The sequence below is a fragment of the Xenorhabdus sp. PB62.4 genome (genome assembly GCF_014467285.1).
Classification (GTDB): domain Bacteria; phylum Pseudomonadota; class Gammaproteobacteria; order Enterobacterales; family Enterobacteriaceae; genus Xenorhabdus.
In genome coordinates this window covers 194,384-209,561 of record NZ_NKHR01000002.1, presented here as the reverse complement: position 1 = coordinate 209,561, position 15,178 = coordinate 194,384, and the positions used below count along the sequence as shown (strand labels likewise).

Genomic DNA, 15,178 nt, shown 5'->3' with positions numbered 1-15,178 from the left:
CTTATTTAAAAACTAATGCAGTGAGTAACATGTCAATGATCTTGATGCCGACAAAGGGGACAAGCAAACCGCCAAGGCCATAAATCCATAGGTTTCGGCGTAAGAGTGACAGTGCGTTCATTGGCCGGTAATTGACGCCTTTTAAGGCTAATGGAAGCAAAAATATAATGATTATCGCATTGAAAATGACAGCAGACAGCACCGCAGATTCTGGCGAGTGAAGGTGCATGATATTCAGGGCATTAAGCTGTGGATAGGTGACGGCAAAGGCAGCAGGAATGATAGCGAAATATTTGGCGATATCATTGGCAATGCTGAACGTTGTCAGGGAACCGCGAGTCATCAGCATCTGTTTGCCAATATGCACAACTTCAATCAGCTTGGTGGGATTGGAATCCAAATCCACCATATTGCCTGCCTCTTTTGCTGCTTGTGTTCCCGAATTCATCGCAACCGCAACATCCGCTTGTGCCAGTGCTGGTGCATCATTTGTACCATCACCTGTCATGGCGACCAGGCGTCCTTCAGACTGATATTGGCGAATTAAGGCCAATTTCGCTTCGGGAGTGGCCTCTGCCAGAAAATCATCAACGCCTGCTTCGGCTGCAATGGCTGCGGCAGTCAGATGGTTATCCCCCGTAATCATCACGGTCTTGATCCCCATTTTGCGCATTTCACTGAAACGCTCTTTGATCCCGCCTTTAACAATATCTTTTAAGGCAACTACACCCAAGACTTGTTGATTCTCAGCAACAACTAGTGGTGTTTCTCCTTTGTGGGCAACTTGTTGTACCAACTGATCAATCGCATGAGGAAAATGGCTGTGGTTGGCTTCGATGTAGCGACGAATAGCATCGACTGCGCCTTTGCGTATCATGCGATCTCCAATGTTGACGCCGCTCATGCGTGTCATGGCAGAGAACGGAACAAATGTGGCATTTAACGTCCGAAGATCGCGCTCACGCATATTGAAACGTTGCTTTGCCAGAATCACGATGCTACGTCCTTCCGGTGTCTCATCCGCAAGGGAAGAAAGTTGGGCGGCATCGGCCAATTGCTGTTCCGTTACGCCGGGCGCGGGTAAAAATTGAGATGCCTGACGATTACCTAATGTAATCGTGCCTGTTTTATCCAATAGCAGAACATCTACATCACCCGCCGCTTCAATGGCACGCCCACTTGTGGCAATGACATTGGCTTCTAACATACGGCTCATTCCGGCAACACCAATGGCTGAAAGTAATCCGCCAATGGTGGTGGGGATCAGGCAGACCAGAAGGGCAATCAGTACAGTGAGCGTAATAGGAGCACCAGATTGATTGATATGCACGCTGAATAAAGAAAAGGGCAGAAGACTAATACAAACCAGTAGAAAAATAATAGTTAATGCAGTGAGTAAAATAGTGAGGGCAATTTCATTGGGTGTTTTGCGTCGCTTGGCTCCTTCAACCATTGAGATCATTCTGTCCAGAAAAGTTTCTCCCGGATTGACGGTACATTCAATGATTAACCAATCTGATAAAACCCGTGTTCCCCCTGTGACAGAAGAGAAATCTCCTCCTGATTCGCGAATGACCGGAGCTGATTCTCCTGTAATGGCACTTTCATCAACAGAGGCGCCTCCTTCAAGGACTTCGCCATCACAGGGAATAATTTCTCCCGCCTCTACCAGTACGATATCTCCCTTACGCAACGCGTCAGAAGTCACTTTCTCCTTTGTGGCTTCACGAGTGTCTGACGCTAGTCTCGTCGTCCAACTGGTTTTTTTCACGCCTTTTAAGCTGGATGCCTGAGCTTTGCTACGCCCTTCAGCCAGTGCTTCTGCAAAGTTGGCAAATAGCACGGTAAACCATAACCAGAGTGTAATTGCACCAGTGAACAGTAAGTTATTAGTGAATAATAAGTTGCTGTTGAATGACACGTTATCCGTTAAACGCCCGATCAATATGCTGAACCACAAAGCCGTAGTCAGGCAGCTTCCCAGATAGACAACGAACATAACGGGGTTATGCCATTGATGGGCTGGATGGCACTTTTTGAACGAATCAATGAGAGCATGGCGAATTAAAGTAGGTTCAAATAAGACTTGTTGTTTGTTTTTCATGAGTTACCTCACGCTTTATTGCCAAAGTTGTAAATGTTCTGCGACAGGGCCAAGAGCCAGAGCAGGAATAAACGTGAGTGTGCCGATCAGCAGAATGACCAGAATTAATAACCCGATGAAGAGAGAGCCGTGGGTTGGCAGAGTACCGCTGCTGATAGGTTGGCGTTTTTTGCGGATCATGGAGCCTGCGATAGCCAAAACAGGAAGAATGACACCAAAACGTCCCAGAAACATGACTGTTCCCAACAGCAGGTTATAAAAGATGTTGTTAGCATGCAGGCCGGCAAAGGCACTACCATTATTATTAGCTGCGGATGAGAGAGCATAAAGTATTTCAGTAAAGCCGTGAGCGCCGGGGTTTGCAATTCCGCTGCGTCCAGCGTCGGTTGAAATTGCCAGAGTCGTTCCCAATAAAACAAGGGAAGGGGTGACTAAAATCGCTAATGCGACCATTTTCATATCGTAAACATCGATTTTTTTGCCTAAGTATTCTGGTGCGCGGCCAATCATCAAGCCCGCGATAAATACCGCGAGCAGAACGAACAGCAACATGCCATAAAGGCCGGAGCCTACGCCGCCGAATATCACTTCGCCGATTTGCATCAACCAAAGTGGAACCATTCCGCCGAGCGCGGTGAAGGAATCGTGCATTGAATTCACGGCACCACAGGAAGCCGCCGTGGTAACAACGCTGTAAAGGGCAGAAGCCAGAATACCAAAACGGGTTTCTTTTCCTTCCATATTAAAGTGGCTACTGATGTTGGGCTGTATAAGGTGGGGATTTCCCGCCGTTTCGGTATACATTACAACGCTCACGGCAACAATGAAGATAATGCCCATTGCCCAGAGTAAGGCGTATCCTTGACGGTTATCGCCAACGACCAGACCAAATGCGAAACACAGGGCACAGGGGATCAAAAAAATAGCCATAATTTGTACAAAATTACTCAGTGCGGTTGGGTTTTCAAATGGATGGGCTGAGTTCGCACCAAAAAAACCGCCACCATTCGTTCCCAGAAGTTTTATCGCTTCTTGAGATGCGACAGGCCCCATAGGGAGTAATTGTTGTTGTCCTTCAAGGGGATGGATAAGCACATAAGAGGAAAAATTTTGGAGAACTCCCTGACTGACAAAGAATAAGGCAATGATAATAGCGAGCGGAAGCAAGAGGTATAAAGTGATGCGTGTTATATCGATCCAGGCATTTCCCAATGTGTGAATACCTTGACGGGAAAATGCCCGTATTAAGGTGAAAGCTATGGAAATGCCTGTCGCTGCCGAGAGGAAGTTTTGCACAGTTAAGCCAGCCATTTGGCTCAGATAGCTGAGAGTATTTTCTCCACTATAAGCCTGCCAATTGGTATTAGTGATAAAACTGATCGCTGTATTAAGTGCCAGATCCCATTTCAGGCCAGCAAAGTGTTGTGGATTTAGTGGCAGATATTCCTGATTTATCAGTAGGACAAATAATAAAAGTAATCCGGCGATATTGAATATGAGAATGGTGAGGGCGTATTGCCACCAGTTCATTTCTTTAATGTCGCTGCCGGGTTTTTGCAGGCCACAGCAGCGCCACAGGCCCATTTCTGTTTTCGTGAGCCAGCGGGGTAGTGTTCCTTCAACTAGACTGGCAATGAAATTGCCAAGCGGTTTGCTCAATAAAAATAGAGTGGGCAAAAAACTGGCAATCAATAGAAAAGCGGATGCTGCCATTTAGAAATCCTCCGCATTTAACAACGCATAAATCAGGTAGCTCAATAATAGAATTACCAGAAAAATTCCAATAATGAGGAATATATTCATGGTATATCTCCTTATCTATTTCTTTAATAATTAGCCAGTTACAGCATATAAATGACCATATAAAGAAGTTGTTAAAAGAGATCCTGAAAGTATAAAAAAAGTATAAATGACAAACGGGATAAGTTGATAAGACGTTATTAAAGCAAGTGTAGCAAACCTTGGTTGGTTAATTTTTTGTTTTCAATTTGTTTGTTTTGTTTCTGTTTAGGTATGAATTTTGTAATTAAATTACGCTATCAGAGAAAAAGAGTGACTTGCAGCACTAAAAAAGTGGTCAGATGAGTAGTAAGTTTTCATTTTATCAGGTAAAATTTTATACATCTTACAGGTTCAGCCCATGAGGAAAGTTCCCATGTCTATTTATCGTGAATACTCTTGTTATCGTGAATATTCTTGGCATCAGGTTCTCTTGCGGCGTATTGGCGCTGTATCATTGGGCGTCATTGCGCTTCCTGTCATGCTGTTTCGCCGTGATCGTGCCCGTTTTTATAGCTATTTGCATAAAGTATGGATAAAAACCAGCGATAAGCCAGTATGGTTGGAATGTTCGGAAATGGCCGCAGGTAACCGAAATCGCTAAGATGGCATTATGACGAAGCTTAAGCACATTTTTCCGTCTCTCAGATTTCCATTTTTAGTGTTTTTGCCTTTGAATATAATATCTTAAATATGTATTTTGACACCTTGCCAGTTTATTCTGGTGAGGTGTTTTGTTTTTATACTCTATTAAGACGAGCATCTAATATATACCGAATTGCCGTTTGAAAAGTAAAAGTGGCAGGCAATTTGGCGAGTGAATTGACTTAATTCATGGGAGGTATGTATTTTATGGTGAAAAGACTGAATAAAAGGGGGAATGTGATGAACAATGTTGAATTGGAATATGTGCTCAATACGGAATTAAACATCCGTGAATTTCAAGACTATGCCCCCAATGGATTACAGGTGGAAGGACGACCTCATGTTCGGCGGGTGGTTACAGGCGTGACAGCCTGCCAGGCATTGTTGGACGAAGCTGTTCGTTTAGAAGCAGATGCTGTCATCGTTCATCATGGATATTTTTGGAAGAATGAGTCTCCCGTTATCCGTGGTATGAAACGTCGCCGTTTGCAAACATTGCTCTGCAATGACATCAACCTGTATGGCTATCATCTCCCGCTTGATGCTCACCCTGCATTGGGTAATAACGTTCAGTTGGCACGTAAAATGGGAGTGAAAATCATCGGTAATATCGATTCATTACTTCCTCATGGCGCTTTTGATCAACCCATTACACCCGCAGAATTGACTGAACGTCTTGAGAAAGGGTTGGAGCGCGAGGTATTGCATTGTGGAGATAATGCGCCAGCAGAAATCCGCACATTGGCATGGTGCACTGGCGGCGGTCAGGGCTTTATTGAACAGGCAGCTGAGTTTGGTATTGATGCTTTTGTAACAGGTGAAGTATCAGAAAAAACAATCCATGTTGCCCGTGAGATGGGGCTGCATTTCTTTGCTGCCGGACACCATGCAACAGAGCGTTATGGTATCAAAGCACTCGGTGAATGGTTGGCAAACCATCATGGATTGGAGGTGACTTTTATTGATATTCCGAATCCGGCTTGATGTTTTGCTATATTAGCATGGCCTCCAATCCTCTTTCAGGGGTTGGGGGCTTTTTTAAACGGCTACGTTATCGGGAAGAACACGTTAAAAGAATTGTCGTTATCCCACAACAAATCAGTGTACACCCCAATGTTTGGCTCCAACCTGCCACGGCTAAACCAAGACCAAGCAGAAAGTAATAAAACAGCCCCAGTAAAGCACCAGCCGTACCCAACCGATCGGTGTAGTTGTTTAATGCAGAAGCCAGAATATTCGGGATAGCAAGCCCATAAGCGATAACTATTCCCAACATAGGCAAAATAAATAACCCGCTATTTTCGAGCAGGTATACGCCAATTCCACTTAATAAAGTAATCCATGAAGCAAGGGTAATTAATTTGGCAAATTTCCACTGCTTTTTTAAGAGAAAATTATTTAATAGCGAACCGAACCCGACACCAAAAGCCAGTAACAGACCAGTGTAACCAAATATTTCTTGTGATAATCCAAATTGTTCGAAGCGGAATGGCGCTAATTGGTAATAGCTGAACAGGCAAATATTGAAAAATGCGATCAGAAACGCATTTCGCCAAATCGCAATATCTTTAAGCATAATGATTGCAGTACCGGATAAAGCGACTTTTGTCACTTTGGCGGGAAGCGTTTCTGGCAATTGAAGAAATGCCCAACAGGTTAAAATAGCGGCCAGAATAGCGAGTCCGGCAAATACCGCTTTATAACCAGCAAAATAGTTCAATACTGAGCCGCTAACCATGCCAATAGCGGGACTGGCTGCTAAGGCAATTCCCATGATGGAAAAAACACGGGCCAGTTCTTCACCACGGTAAGTATCCCGCATGATGGTTTGTGTACCAACAGAACCAACCGCGGCGCCGAAAGCGGATAACATTCTGGCAACGAGTAATAGCCAAAATTGTTGAGTCAGCAGCGCTAACAGGGACGCGAATCCATAAAGTGATAAGCCGGCAATAATAGTCGGGCGTCTGCCAATCACATCACACATACGTCCCCATACCACTACGCCGAGCGCAAAAGCAAAAAAATAGAGTGATAGAGTCTGGGCTGCCTGTTCTGAACTGACAGAAAACCCATTGGCAATATTGGGTAATGCAGGGCTATAGATGGTTTCTATGATCTGTGGAAACATCATCAATGCGATGGCGAGCCAAAGTGATGGTTTGGTTTGCATAATTGTTTCTTCTAATTAAGTGAGTAATGACCTGAAAGGTTATCATTCCGATAAATGTCTATTTATGATAATAAAGACAGTTTCTTTATATAATCGGACTTTGGATCTGTAGGAGTTAGCATGGCTTGGCTGCGACAAAGTGATTATTTTGATCCGGATGGTTTAAATGAAAATTTGAATGTGCCTGTGATAGGGATTGCGGCAGAGATGGGACAACATGATTCTGGCTTCCATCAGCATAATATGGGGCAGTTGTTGTTTACCCGACAAGGCTGTATCAAGATCACTCTGGCACAGCAGATCTCTATTTTACCGCCAACCAGAGTGGCATGGATCCCGCCTAAGACACAGCATCGGGCAGAAATGCGGGGTTCGGTAGGGTATCGTTCTATTTATCTCAAGGCTTCTGAGACAGAATTAATTTCAACACACAGTGAAGTATTGGAAGCTACACCGTTATTACAGGCGATTTTGGAACGAATTGCGATATCTTCTTTTGATTCAGTCTGGCATCAAGGTAAGGGGGCGAATTTGCTGGCGGTATTTTTTGATGAAATTCGTGAGGCACACAGGGAACCTACTTTGCTACCTCTGCCTTTTGATCGGCGTTTAGCGCGTTTATCACTTGAACAATTGCCGCCACCATTACACACTCTTACGACTTATATCGGTGCCAGTGAGAAAACGATTACTCGGATTTTTCAGCGTGAAACAGGAATGAATTACCAACAATGGCGGCAACAATGGCGGTTGGTAAAGGCAATAGAGTTACTGGCGCAGGACAAAACTTTGTCCTATGTTGCACAGGAACTCGGTTTTGCCAATGATAGTGCATTTGTGACGTTTTTCCGCAAAACAATGGGAAGACCGCCAAGGGAGTATATGGCGGGTTCAGGGAGATGAACAAATTTTGCTGTGTGCCCGGCTTTTTGCTGGAAGTTATATATGGACTAATTGCCTATATATTCCAACTGAAAAAGCCGAGCCTGAATTTATTTACTTACTATACTATCTCGTGTTGTACCGCTTCATAATCCGAGCTCACCGGCGATGATATTACGTTGAATATCGGATGTGCCCGAATAAATGACTGATGCGATGGAATTGCGCAGTTCTCTCTCCGTAGGACTCTCGGCTAGATAGCCTTGTGCTCCGTAGATCCGCAGTGCATCCAGCGAGAACTTCGTGTATGTCTCAGAAACAAACAGTTTCGCACAGGCAGCTTCCATCATGGCGTCTTTGCCTGTGTCCTTAAGTCGCCCTACTCGATAGACGAGTTCACGTGCGGCATCCAGATTGACTTTCATGTCAGCGATACGATGAGATATAGCCTGATTCTTCCCAATAGGTTGACCGAACTGGCGGCGTTTACGTGCGTGAGCGATACATGCTTCAAGGCTGCGGCTCATCGCTCCTAAAGTGGTGGCAAGAATACATCCACGTTCGTGTTCCATGGCGCTTTCGAAAACTTTAACGCCTCGTCCTTCTCTGCCCAGTATCGCATCGGCCGGGACACGGCAGTTTTTGAGCGTTATCCGTCCCATCTGTGCTGTGCGCATTCCCATCTTTTCCAGAGGCGAACTTAACTCTATACCCGGATTCGTTGTTTCAACAAGGAAAGCAGTTATACCTAGTGGGCCAAGAGTGGGATCGATCGTGGCGTAAATAACACAAAGATCGGCAATTGGGGCGTTCGTGATATAAGTTTTCGAGCCGTTGAGGATATAGCTGTCGCCGTCTCGTACAGCGTGGGTGCGCATAGAGAACACGTCCGACCCTGCTTCTTCTTCTGTCGAGCCATTAGCACCGATCAACGAGCCGTCCATCAGGCCGGGTAGAAAGCGTAAACGCTGTTCTGGTGTGCCGTGGATAGCCAGCGGCATAGCAACGGTCCACAGGTGGGCGTTGAGTGAAAACAGCAGACCCAGATCCTCGCAACCATACCCCAGTCCTTCCATAACCGTGAGGAGATCGGACAATGGTGCTCCGGCTCCACCTCGGTCTTTGGGGATGGCCATGCTGATCAGTCCGAATTCTGCGCATTTTTGCCAGCCGTCCCGATGGAAAGTACCGGCTCGGTCAGAGGCTACTATATCCGTGTTTAGCTGGTCGCGGGCAAAACGCGCGGCATTATCACGCAATGATATCCGTTGTTCATCAATTCGGTTTGGCATCGGAAAGGTGCTCCAGAAGTTGATAATTGATCTTGCCTGTTGAAGTACGGGGAAGATTAGGCAGGTATCTGAAATGATCAGGCACCATGTACTGTGCAAGTCGCTCGTAGCAGAACCTACTTAGATCCATTGGGGAAATCAGTGAATCGTGTTGTACGAGAAATGCTGTGATGGTGGTATTCTCGTCTGCCTTAGAGCTGACTACCGCACAGCCAGCAAGTTCAGGATGAGCCATCAGGCATGATTCGATCTCGTCCAGTTCTATCCGGTAACCATGACGTTTGATCATTCGATCAAGCCGCCCCATAAAAATGTAGCCTTCAGGCGAAGGGCGAACCATATCTCCGGTGTTGTACCAGCGTTTGTTGTTGAGGTGGAAGACCTTCTGGGCTGTTTTTTCGGGATCATTCCAATAATTGGAAATGACGGAAGGTCCTGAGACGCACAACAGACCAGGTTTACCCTCTGGTACTGGTTGCAGATGCTCATCGACAACGATAGTCTCGCAGTGATCACAGGGATGGCCTATCGACAATGGTTCGGTGCGGTCTGGCGGTATGAATGCAGGCACTTGATAGACGGTGCACACGTTGGTTTCTGTGGGGCCATACAGGTTGTAGTAAGCAGGTTCAGGCCACAATTGCAGCAATTTGCTCAATTTCGTGATAGGGAAAACTTCCCCGGCGAATAGCACGAGGCGTAGCCGATTATGAGCAGAATTTCCTTTCTTGTGTTGCTCAGCCAGCATACCTAAAATTGCAGGGGCTGAGTACCAGATGGTAATCTCTCGCTTGGATATGAATGTGGCGAGATGTCGTGGACTCGCAGCAAGATCGGTGTCAATTAGGTGGACACATGCACCGTTCTTCACAGAAACATAGATGTCAAAGATCGACAAGTCGAAGTGAAATGGCGCGTGGCTGGAGACTTGATCTTCTGCTGTCACATTAAAGAAGGCTGAGGCCCATTCGACGAAGCTAGCTGCGTTGCGGTGGCTGATCGCGACCCCTTTCGGGGTTCCGGACGAACCGGAAGTGTACAGGATATATGCGAGCCTATCCGCATCCGGCAAGCTGCGCGGGTAGTCGTGTTTCTCACCATGCAGTATATCCAGCATTTGCCACTCATTATGTGTGTCACTCGTTCTTTCAGACCTGCCTGCACCAGGGCGCACGCTGTCAACAATCCTGACATAGATCCGCCGCAGGTTGCTTCTACGTTGAATGCGCCACCACCCGTTCCCCGATCATTAAATTGTCCGTGTTTTCCAAGAATAATTGCTGAAGTTTTATTAAAGGCTCCACATAATAGAAGGTGGGCAAAAGCGCGTTCAACTTGCTCTTTCCAACGTTGGGCCATAAAAAGTGACAACATCTGTTTTACTATATATTCCAAGCAATAAAGCGGTAATATCAGAATAACCAATAATGATTTCTCGGTCTTTTTTAATTTTTAATAACGTTATAATCAATATAAGGCAATATTGAATTATAATTATAGCTATCTATTGTAGGGGTAATATATCTGACTTCTGTATCCAAAAGTAAAGCATTAAATTCTTTCATTCTTTGCATAATGCTATCTGAGCGATAGAAAACACTTTTCCTGTCAGTATTTCTGTTTTTGTTTTAAAACTTACTTTATAGATATTTAACACTTTTTTAGATACTTAATATTTTTTGTAAAACGAGTGGGAATAAAATCTGTGGTGGGAGTTAAAGAAGAAAAAAATCCAATAGTTTCACCGATAGACCGATAGAAAGTTTTTGCGGATGAATCATAGCGGCTTTATATCTTAGTCATAAAAATCCACACCCCTAATATCAAAAAAATGATATGAGAGGTGCAGAAATACACTATTCAGAATTTGAATAATGTTATTGGATTGGCTGAATCACTTTTTCAACTGACTCTTGAAATCACGTTTATCATGACCAGTATAAAGCTGACGTGGGCGAGCAATCCTCAAACCTTCATCGTGCATTTCGTTCCAGTGTGCAATCCAGCCGATAGTACGGGCGATGGCGAAAATCACAGTGAACATGGTTGATGGAATACCCATGGCTTTCAGAATGATGCCAGAGTAAAAATCAACGTTCGGATACAGTTTTTTCTCAATGAAGTATGGATCGTTCAGGGCAATGCGTTCCAGCTCCATTGCGACTTCCAGCAGGCTATCATTAAGGCCCAGTTCATTCAATACTTCATGGCAAGTTTCACGCATAACTGTCGCGCGGGGATCGTAGTTTTTGTAAACACGGTGCCCGAAGCCCATCAGGCGGAAAGAATCATTTTTATCTTTGGCGCGAGCAATAAATTCAGGAATGTGGTCGACGGTTTGGATCTCTTCCAACATACGTAGACAGGCTTCGTTTGCACCACCATGTGCCGGCCCCCACAAAGATGCAATACCTGCGGCAATACAAGCAAATGGGTTGGCACCAGAAGAACCTGCGGTGCGTACTGTTGAAGTCGACGCATTTTGTTCATGATCTGCATGCAGAATGAAAATGCGATCCATTGCGCGTTCCAGTACTGGGTTAACCTTATATTCTTCACAAGGTGTTGAGAACATCATGTACAGGAAGTTGGCCGCATAAGAAAGATCGTTACGTGGGTAAACGAAAGGCTGCCCAAGGGAATATTTGTAACACATCGCCGCAACAGTTGGCATTTTGGACAACAGGCGGTAAGCGGTGATTTCGCGGTGACGAGGATTATGAACATCCAATGCGTCATGATAGAAGGCAGCCAATGCGCCAGTAACACCACAAAGTACAGCCATTGGGTGAGAATCACGACGGAAACCGTGGAACAGGCGGGTAATCTGTTCGTGGATCATTGTATGGCGAGTCACCGTAGTTTTGAATTTTTCGTATTCTTCAGGTGTTGGCGGTTCGCCGTACAGCAGAATATAACAGACTTCCAGATAGGTTGATTCCGTTGCGAGCTGATCGATAGGAAAACCACGGTGCAGCAAAATGCCTTCATTGCCATCAATATAGGTGATTTTCGACTCACAGGAGGCAGTGGAAGTAAAGCCTGGATCGTAGGTATAGAAGCCCTTTGAGCCGAGGGTACGAACGTCAATTACTTCAGAACCTAGGGTCGGCGTTAGTACGTCTAGTTCGATAGCAGCTGAACCATTTATGTTCAACGTAGCCTTTTTATCAGCCATTTACATCTCCTTAGCGCTTATTTTTATAACCCCTAACAACCATATAGGCGCAATTTATACTGTGCCGAAGGCATTGTGCTACCGGAGAGAATTTAAGATCAGGCTGGTATCACATTTATAACGCTGAAATCTCATTACGGATGACAATGGTTTTCAGGTTGTTAAAAAGTTTCCGGGAATTATGTTTAAAGCATTATTAACATCAAATGTTATCATTTTGTGCTTATACAATGCTTTTACATAACCTCTGTTTTTCGATGAGTATGTTTTTTCATCGGAAAACGACGATAAATAATATATAACGACAGAGATGTAAGGTAAATGTTTAATCTTTGTCAAACAAGATAATGGTTTTTATGATAAATGTTTGAAGCGTGATCTTTCTCACTGTTCACGCTAAATGTTAATAATCATATTGTGTGGGAATTGTAATAACAATGTGAAGTACTTATACTTCTTCGAGGTCTCCGGATTACCCTGATGTAGGAGCACCCAGCGTAACCAAATCACAACTTTTGATAAACATGTAAGGATTGTTAATTTAATTATGTTGTGTCTTTGTATCCTCTTAGCGCTGTCTGATTCCCGCCCAGGACCGGAGGATGGAAAATAAAAAAAAGCTTTGTGGGCAAAATTGTGAAAAAACAAAGACCTGTCAACCTTGATCTGCGGACGATTAACCAACCCGTCTCCGCGATAGCATCGATCTTGCACCGTATCTCAGGCGTCATCACCTTTATCGCAGTTGGTATTCTGCTGTGGTTGTTGGGTATGTCACTGTCTTCGCAGGAGGGTTTCCTACAAGCATCTGAAATCATGACTGGCTTCTTCGCCAAATTTATCCTATGGGGGATATTGACGGCGCTGGCTTACCACATTTGTGGGGGCATCCGCCATGTGTTGATGGATTTTGGTTTCCTGGAAGAAAACCTCGCTACCGGTAGTGCATCTGCCAAAGTGGCAATAGTGATCGCGGTTATTCTGTCTATTCTGGCTGGGGTATTATTATGGTAAGCAACGCATCCGCATTGGGTCGTACGGGTATTCAGGATTGGCTGCTGCTACGTGCATCTGCAATTATTATTGTTTTATACGTTCTCTATGTCGTTGGTTTTGTTGCAACAACGTCGGATATTACTTATGAAGTCTGGCGTGGTTTCTTTTCTTCATCTCTCACTAAAGTGTTTACCGTGTTGACACTGCTTTCCATTCTGGTTCATGCCTGGATTGGCATGTGGCAGGTGCTGACAGATTATGTCAAGCCACTTGTACTGCGTCTGGTACTGCAACTGGCGATTATTGTGGCGCTGTTGTCTTATTTGATTTACGGAACATTTGTTGTGTGGGGTGCATAAATGAAACTGCCAGTAAGAGAGTTTGACGCTGTTGTTATTGGTGCTGGTGGCGCAGGTATGCGTGCTGCACTGCAAATTTCACAAATGGGTTTATCCTGCGCCTTGATTTCCAAGGTGTTTCCAACCCGTTCCCATACTGTTTCAGCACAGGGCGGAATTACCGTTGCTCTGGGTAATACCCATGACGATAACTGGGAATGGCACATGTATGATACGGTAAAAGGTTCCGACTATATCGGTGACCAGGATGCCATCGAATATATGTGTAAGACTGGCCCGGAAGCAATTCTGGAACTGGAACACATGGGCTTGCCATTCTCCCGTCTGGATGATGGACGTATTTATCAGCGTCCATTTGGCGGACAATCTAGAAATTTTGGTGGCGAACAGGCTGCCCGCACTGCCGCCGCGGCTGACCGTACTGGTCATGCTCTATTGCATACTCTGTATCAACAGAATCTGAAGAACCACACAACTATTTTCTCTGAGTGGTATTCACTGGATTTGGTTAAAAATCAGGATGGCGCCATTGTTGGTTGTACTGCTATCTGTATTGAAACCGGTGAAGTAGTTTATTTCAAAGCCAAGGCAACCATTCTGGCAACCGGTGGTGCTGGTCGTATCTTCCAATCCACAACGAATGCGCACATCAATACGGGTGATGGTGTTGGTATGGCACTGCGTGCTGGCGTTCCTGTACAGGATATGGAAATGTGGCAATTCCACCCAACAGGCATTGCCGGTGCAGGTGTTTTGGTCACAGAAGGCTGTCGTGGTGAAGGCGGTTATCTGCTGAATAAAGATGGTGAACGCTTCATGGAGCGTTATGCACCAAATGCCAAAGACCTTGCTGGCCGTGATGTGGTTGCACGTTCCATGATGATCGAAATCCGTGAAGGCCGTGGCTGTGAAGGTCCATGGGGTCCTCATGTGAAATTGAAACTGGATCATCTGGGCAAGGACGTTCTGGAATCTCGTTTGCCGGGTATTCTTGAATTATCCCGTACTTTTGCTCACGTAGACCCGGTTAAAGAACCGATTCCAGTTATCCCAACCTGCCACTATATGATGGGTGGTATTCCAACCAAGATCACAGGTCAGGCGCTGACAGTAAACGAAAAAGGCGAAGACGTGGTGATTCCAGGTCTGTTTGCCGTGGGTGAGATTGCTTGCGTGTCTGTTCACGGGGCTAACCGCCTTGGTGGTAACTCACTGCTTGATTTGGTGGTATTTGGTCGTTCCGCAGGTCTGCATCTGAAAGAGTGCCTGATGGAACAAGGCACCAGCCGTGATGCCAGCGAATCTGACGTCGATGCAGCGCTGCAACGTCTGAATCGTTGGAACAATACCCGTTCCGGTGAAGATCCGGTAGATATCCGCAAAGCATTGCAAGCATGTATGCAGCACAATTTCTCGGTATTCCGTGAAGGCGACGCAATGGCGAGAGGCTTGGATGAGCTGAAAGTTATTCGTGAACGTCTGAAAAATGCCCGTCTGGATGATACTTCATCAGAATTCAATACGCAGCGCATCGAATGTCTGGAATTGGATAACCTGATGGAAACTGCTTATTCAACAGCGGTTGCTGCGAATTTCCGTACAGAAAGCCGTGGCGCTCACAGCCGTTTTGACTATCCAGAACGTGACGACGCTAACTGGCTGTGCCATAGCCTGTATTTACCGCAAACTGAGAGCATGACTCGTCGTGAAGTGAATATGCAGCCGACTCTGCGTGAAGCTTTCCCGCCGAAAGTGCGTTCTTACTAATTT

Annotated in this window: 14 protein-coding genes and 1 pseudogene; 6 read left to right on the top strand and 9 right to left on the bottom strand. The window is 45.3% G+C overall.

Annotation, left to right across the window (positions count from 1 at the left end; genetic code table 11):
• Nucleotide 1: 1 nt before the first annotated feature.
• The 3 genes from kdpB to kdpF are packed head-to-tail and all read right to left on the bottom strand — an operon-like array spanning nt 2 to nt 3,907.
• Entirely contained in the window at nt 2-2,104 is a 2,103-nt protein-coding gene (gene kdpB, locus Xenpb_RS02830) for a potassium-transporting ATPase subunit KdpB (protein WP_187653000.1), read from the bottom strand.
• Between the two features lie 15 nt (nt 2,105-2,119).
• The gene (gene kdpA, locus Xenpb_RS02825; RefSeq protein ID WP_187652999.1) at nt 2,120-3,817 is read right to left on the bottom strand and encodes a potassium-transporting ATPase subunit KdpA; all 1,698 of its coding nucleotides are present in this window, start codon (nt 3,815-3,817) and stop codon (nt 2,120-2,122) included.
• Nucleotides 3,818-3,907: a K(+)-transporting ATPase subunit F gene (gene kdpF / locus Xenpb_RS20400; protein WP_099114598.1), complete on the bottom strand. Its 90-nt coding sequence runs from the start codon at nt 3,905-3,907 to the stop codon at nt 3,818-3,820.
• Nucleotides 3,908-4,259: 352 nt separating this feature from the next.
• Between kdpF and Xenpb_RS02815 the strand changes: the two genes are divergently transcribed.
• Both Xenpb_RS02815 and Xenpb_RS02810 read left to right on the top strand, forming a co-directional pair.
• A complete protein-coding gene (locus tag Xenpb_RS02815; RefSeq protein WP_187652998.1) occupies nt 4,260-4,487 on the top strand; it encodes a YbfA family protein in 228 nt (75 codons plus the stop codon).
• 281 nt (nt 4,488-4,768) lie between these two features.
• Nucleotides 4,769-5,512, top strand: a complete 744-nt coding sequence (locus tag Xenpb_RS02810; protein WP_187652997.1) for a type 2 GTP cyclohydrolase I — start codon at nt 4,769-4,771, stop codon at nt 5,510-5,512.
• A gap of 67 nt (nt 5,513-5,579) precedes the next feature.
• Here Xenpb_RS02810 and Xenpb_RS02805 read toward each other — a convergent pair whose 3' ends face one another.
• Nucleotides 5,580-6,701 (bottom strand): multidrug effflux MFS transporter, encoded by a 1,122-nt coding sequence (locus Xenpb_RS02805; RefSeq protein ID WP_187652996.1) that lies wholly within the window; start codon nt 6,699-6,701, stop codon nt 5,580-5,582.
• Between the two features lie 120 nt (nt 6,702-6,821).
• Here Xenpb_RS02805 and Xenpb_RS02800 point away from each other — a divergent pair, with 120 nt between their 5' ends.
• Nucleotides 6,822-7,604: a helix-turn-helix transcriptional regulator gene (locus tag Xenpb_RS02800; protein WP_187652995.1), complete on the top strand. Its 783-nt coding sequence runs from the start codon at nt 6,822-6,824 to the stop codon at nt 7,602-7,604.
• Nucleotides 7,605-7,729: 125 nt separating this feature from the next.
• On the opposite strand, the gene Xenpb_RS02795 is transcribed toward Xenpb_RS02800, so the two are convergent.
• The 5 genes and pseudogenes from Xenpb_RS02795 to Xenpb_RS02775 all read right to left on the bottom strand — a co-directional run bounded on the left by Xenpb_RS02795 (nt 7,730) and on the right by Xenpb_RS02775 (nt 12,053).
• Nucleotides 7,730-8,875, bottom strand: coding sequence for an acyl-CoA dehydrogenase family protein (locus Xenpb_RS02795; protein WP_187652994.1), 1,146 nt, complete (start codon nt 8,873-8,875; stop codon nt 7,730-7,732).
• Complete coding sequence (locus Xenpb_RS02790; RefSeq protein ID WP_187652993.1) at nt 8,859-9,992, bottom strand: AMP-binding protein; 1,134 nt, start codon at nt 9,990-9,992, stop codon at nt 8,859-8,861. Before Xenpb_RS02790 ends, Xenpb_RS02795 begins: the two co-directional genes overlap by 17 nt.
• Nucleotides 9,993-10,205: 213 nt before the next feature.
• Nucleotides 10,206-10,346 carry an LD-carboxypeptidase gene (locus Xenpb_RS20395; RefSeq protein ID WP_187652992.1) on the bottom strand — a complete coding sequence of 47 codons (141 nt, stop codon included), beginning with the start codon at nt 10,344-10,346 and terminating at the stop codon, nt 10,206-10,208.
• Nucleotides 10,321-10,464 (bottom strand): annotated as a pseudogene (locus Xenpb_RS20390) (LD-carboxypeptidase); the annotation flags it as partial. The pseudogene Xenpb_RS20390 and the gene Xenpb_RS20395, both read right to left, overlap by 26 nt.
• 305 nt (nt 10,465-10,769) lie before the next feature.
• Nucleotides 10,770-12,053 (bottom strand): citrate synthase, encoded by a 1,284-nt coding sequence (locus Xenpb_RS02775; protein WP_187652990.1) that lies wholly within the window; start codon nt 12,051-12,053, stop codon nt 10,770-10,772.
• Between the two features lie 624 nt (nt 12,054-12,677).
• Between Xenpb_RS02775 and sdhC the strand changes: the two genes are divergently transcribed.
• Genes sdhC through sdhA form a run of 3 tightly spaced genes read left to right on the top strand, consistent with a single transcriptional unit; the run spans nt 12,678 to nt 15,175 of the window.
• Nucleotides 12,678-13,067 (top strand): succinate dehydrogenase cytochrome b556 subunit, encoded by a 390-nt coding sequence (gene sdhC / locus Xenpb_RS02770; protein WP_038237426.1) that lies wholly within the window; start codon nt 12,678-12,680, stop codon nt 13,065-13,067.
• Nucleotides 13,061-13,408 carry a succinate dehydrogenase membrane anchor subunit gene (gene sdhD, locus Xenpb_RS02765; protein WP_187652989.1) on the top strand — a complete coding sequence of 116 codons (348 nt, stop codon included), beginning with the start codon at nt 13,061-13,063 and terminating at the stop codon, nt 13,406-13,408. The genes sdhC and sdhD overlap by 7 nt, the downstream gene beginning before the upstream one ends.
• Nucleotides 13,409-15,175, top strand: a complete 1,767-nt coding sequence (gene sdhA / locus Xenpb_RS02760) for a succinate dehydrogenase flavoprotein subunit (protein ID WP_099114583.1) — start codon at nt 13,409-13,411, stop codon at nt 15,173-15,175.
• Nucleotides 15,176-15,178: the final 3 nt, after the last annotated feature.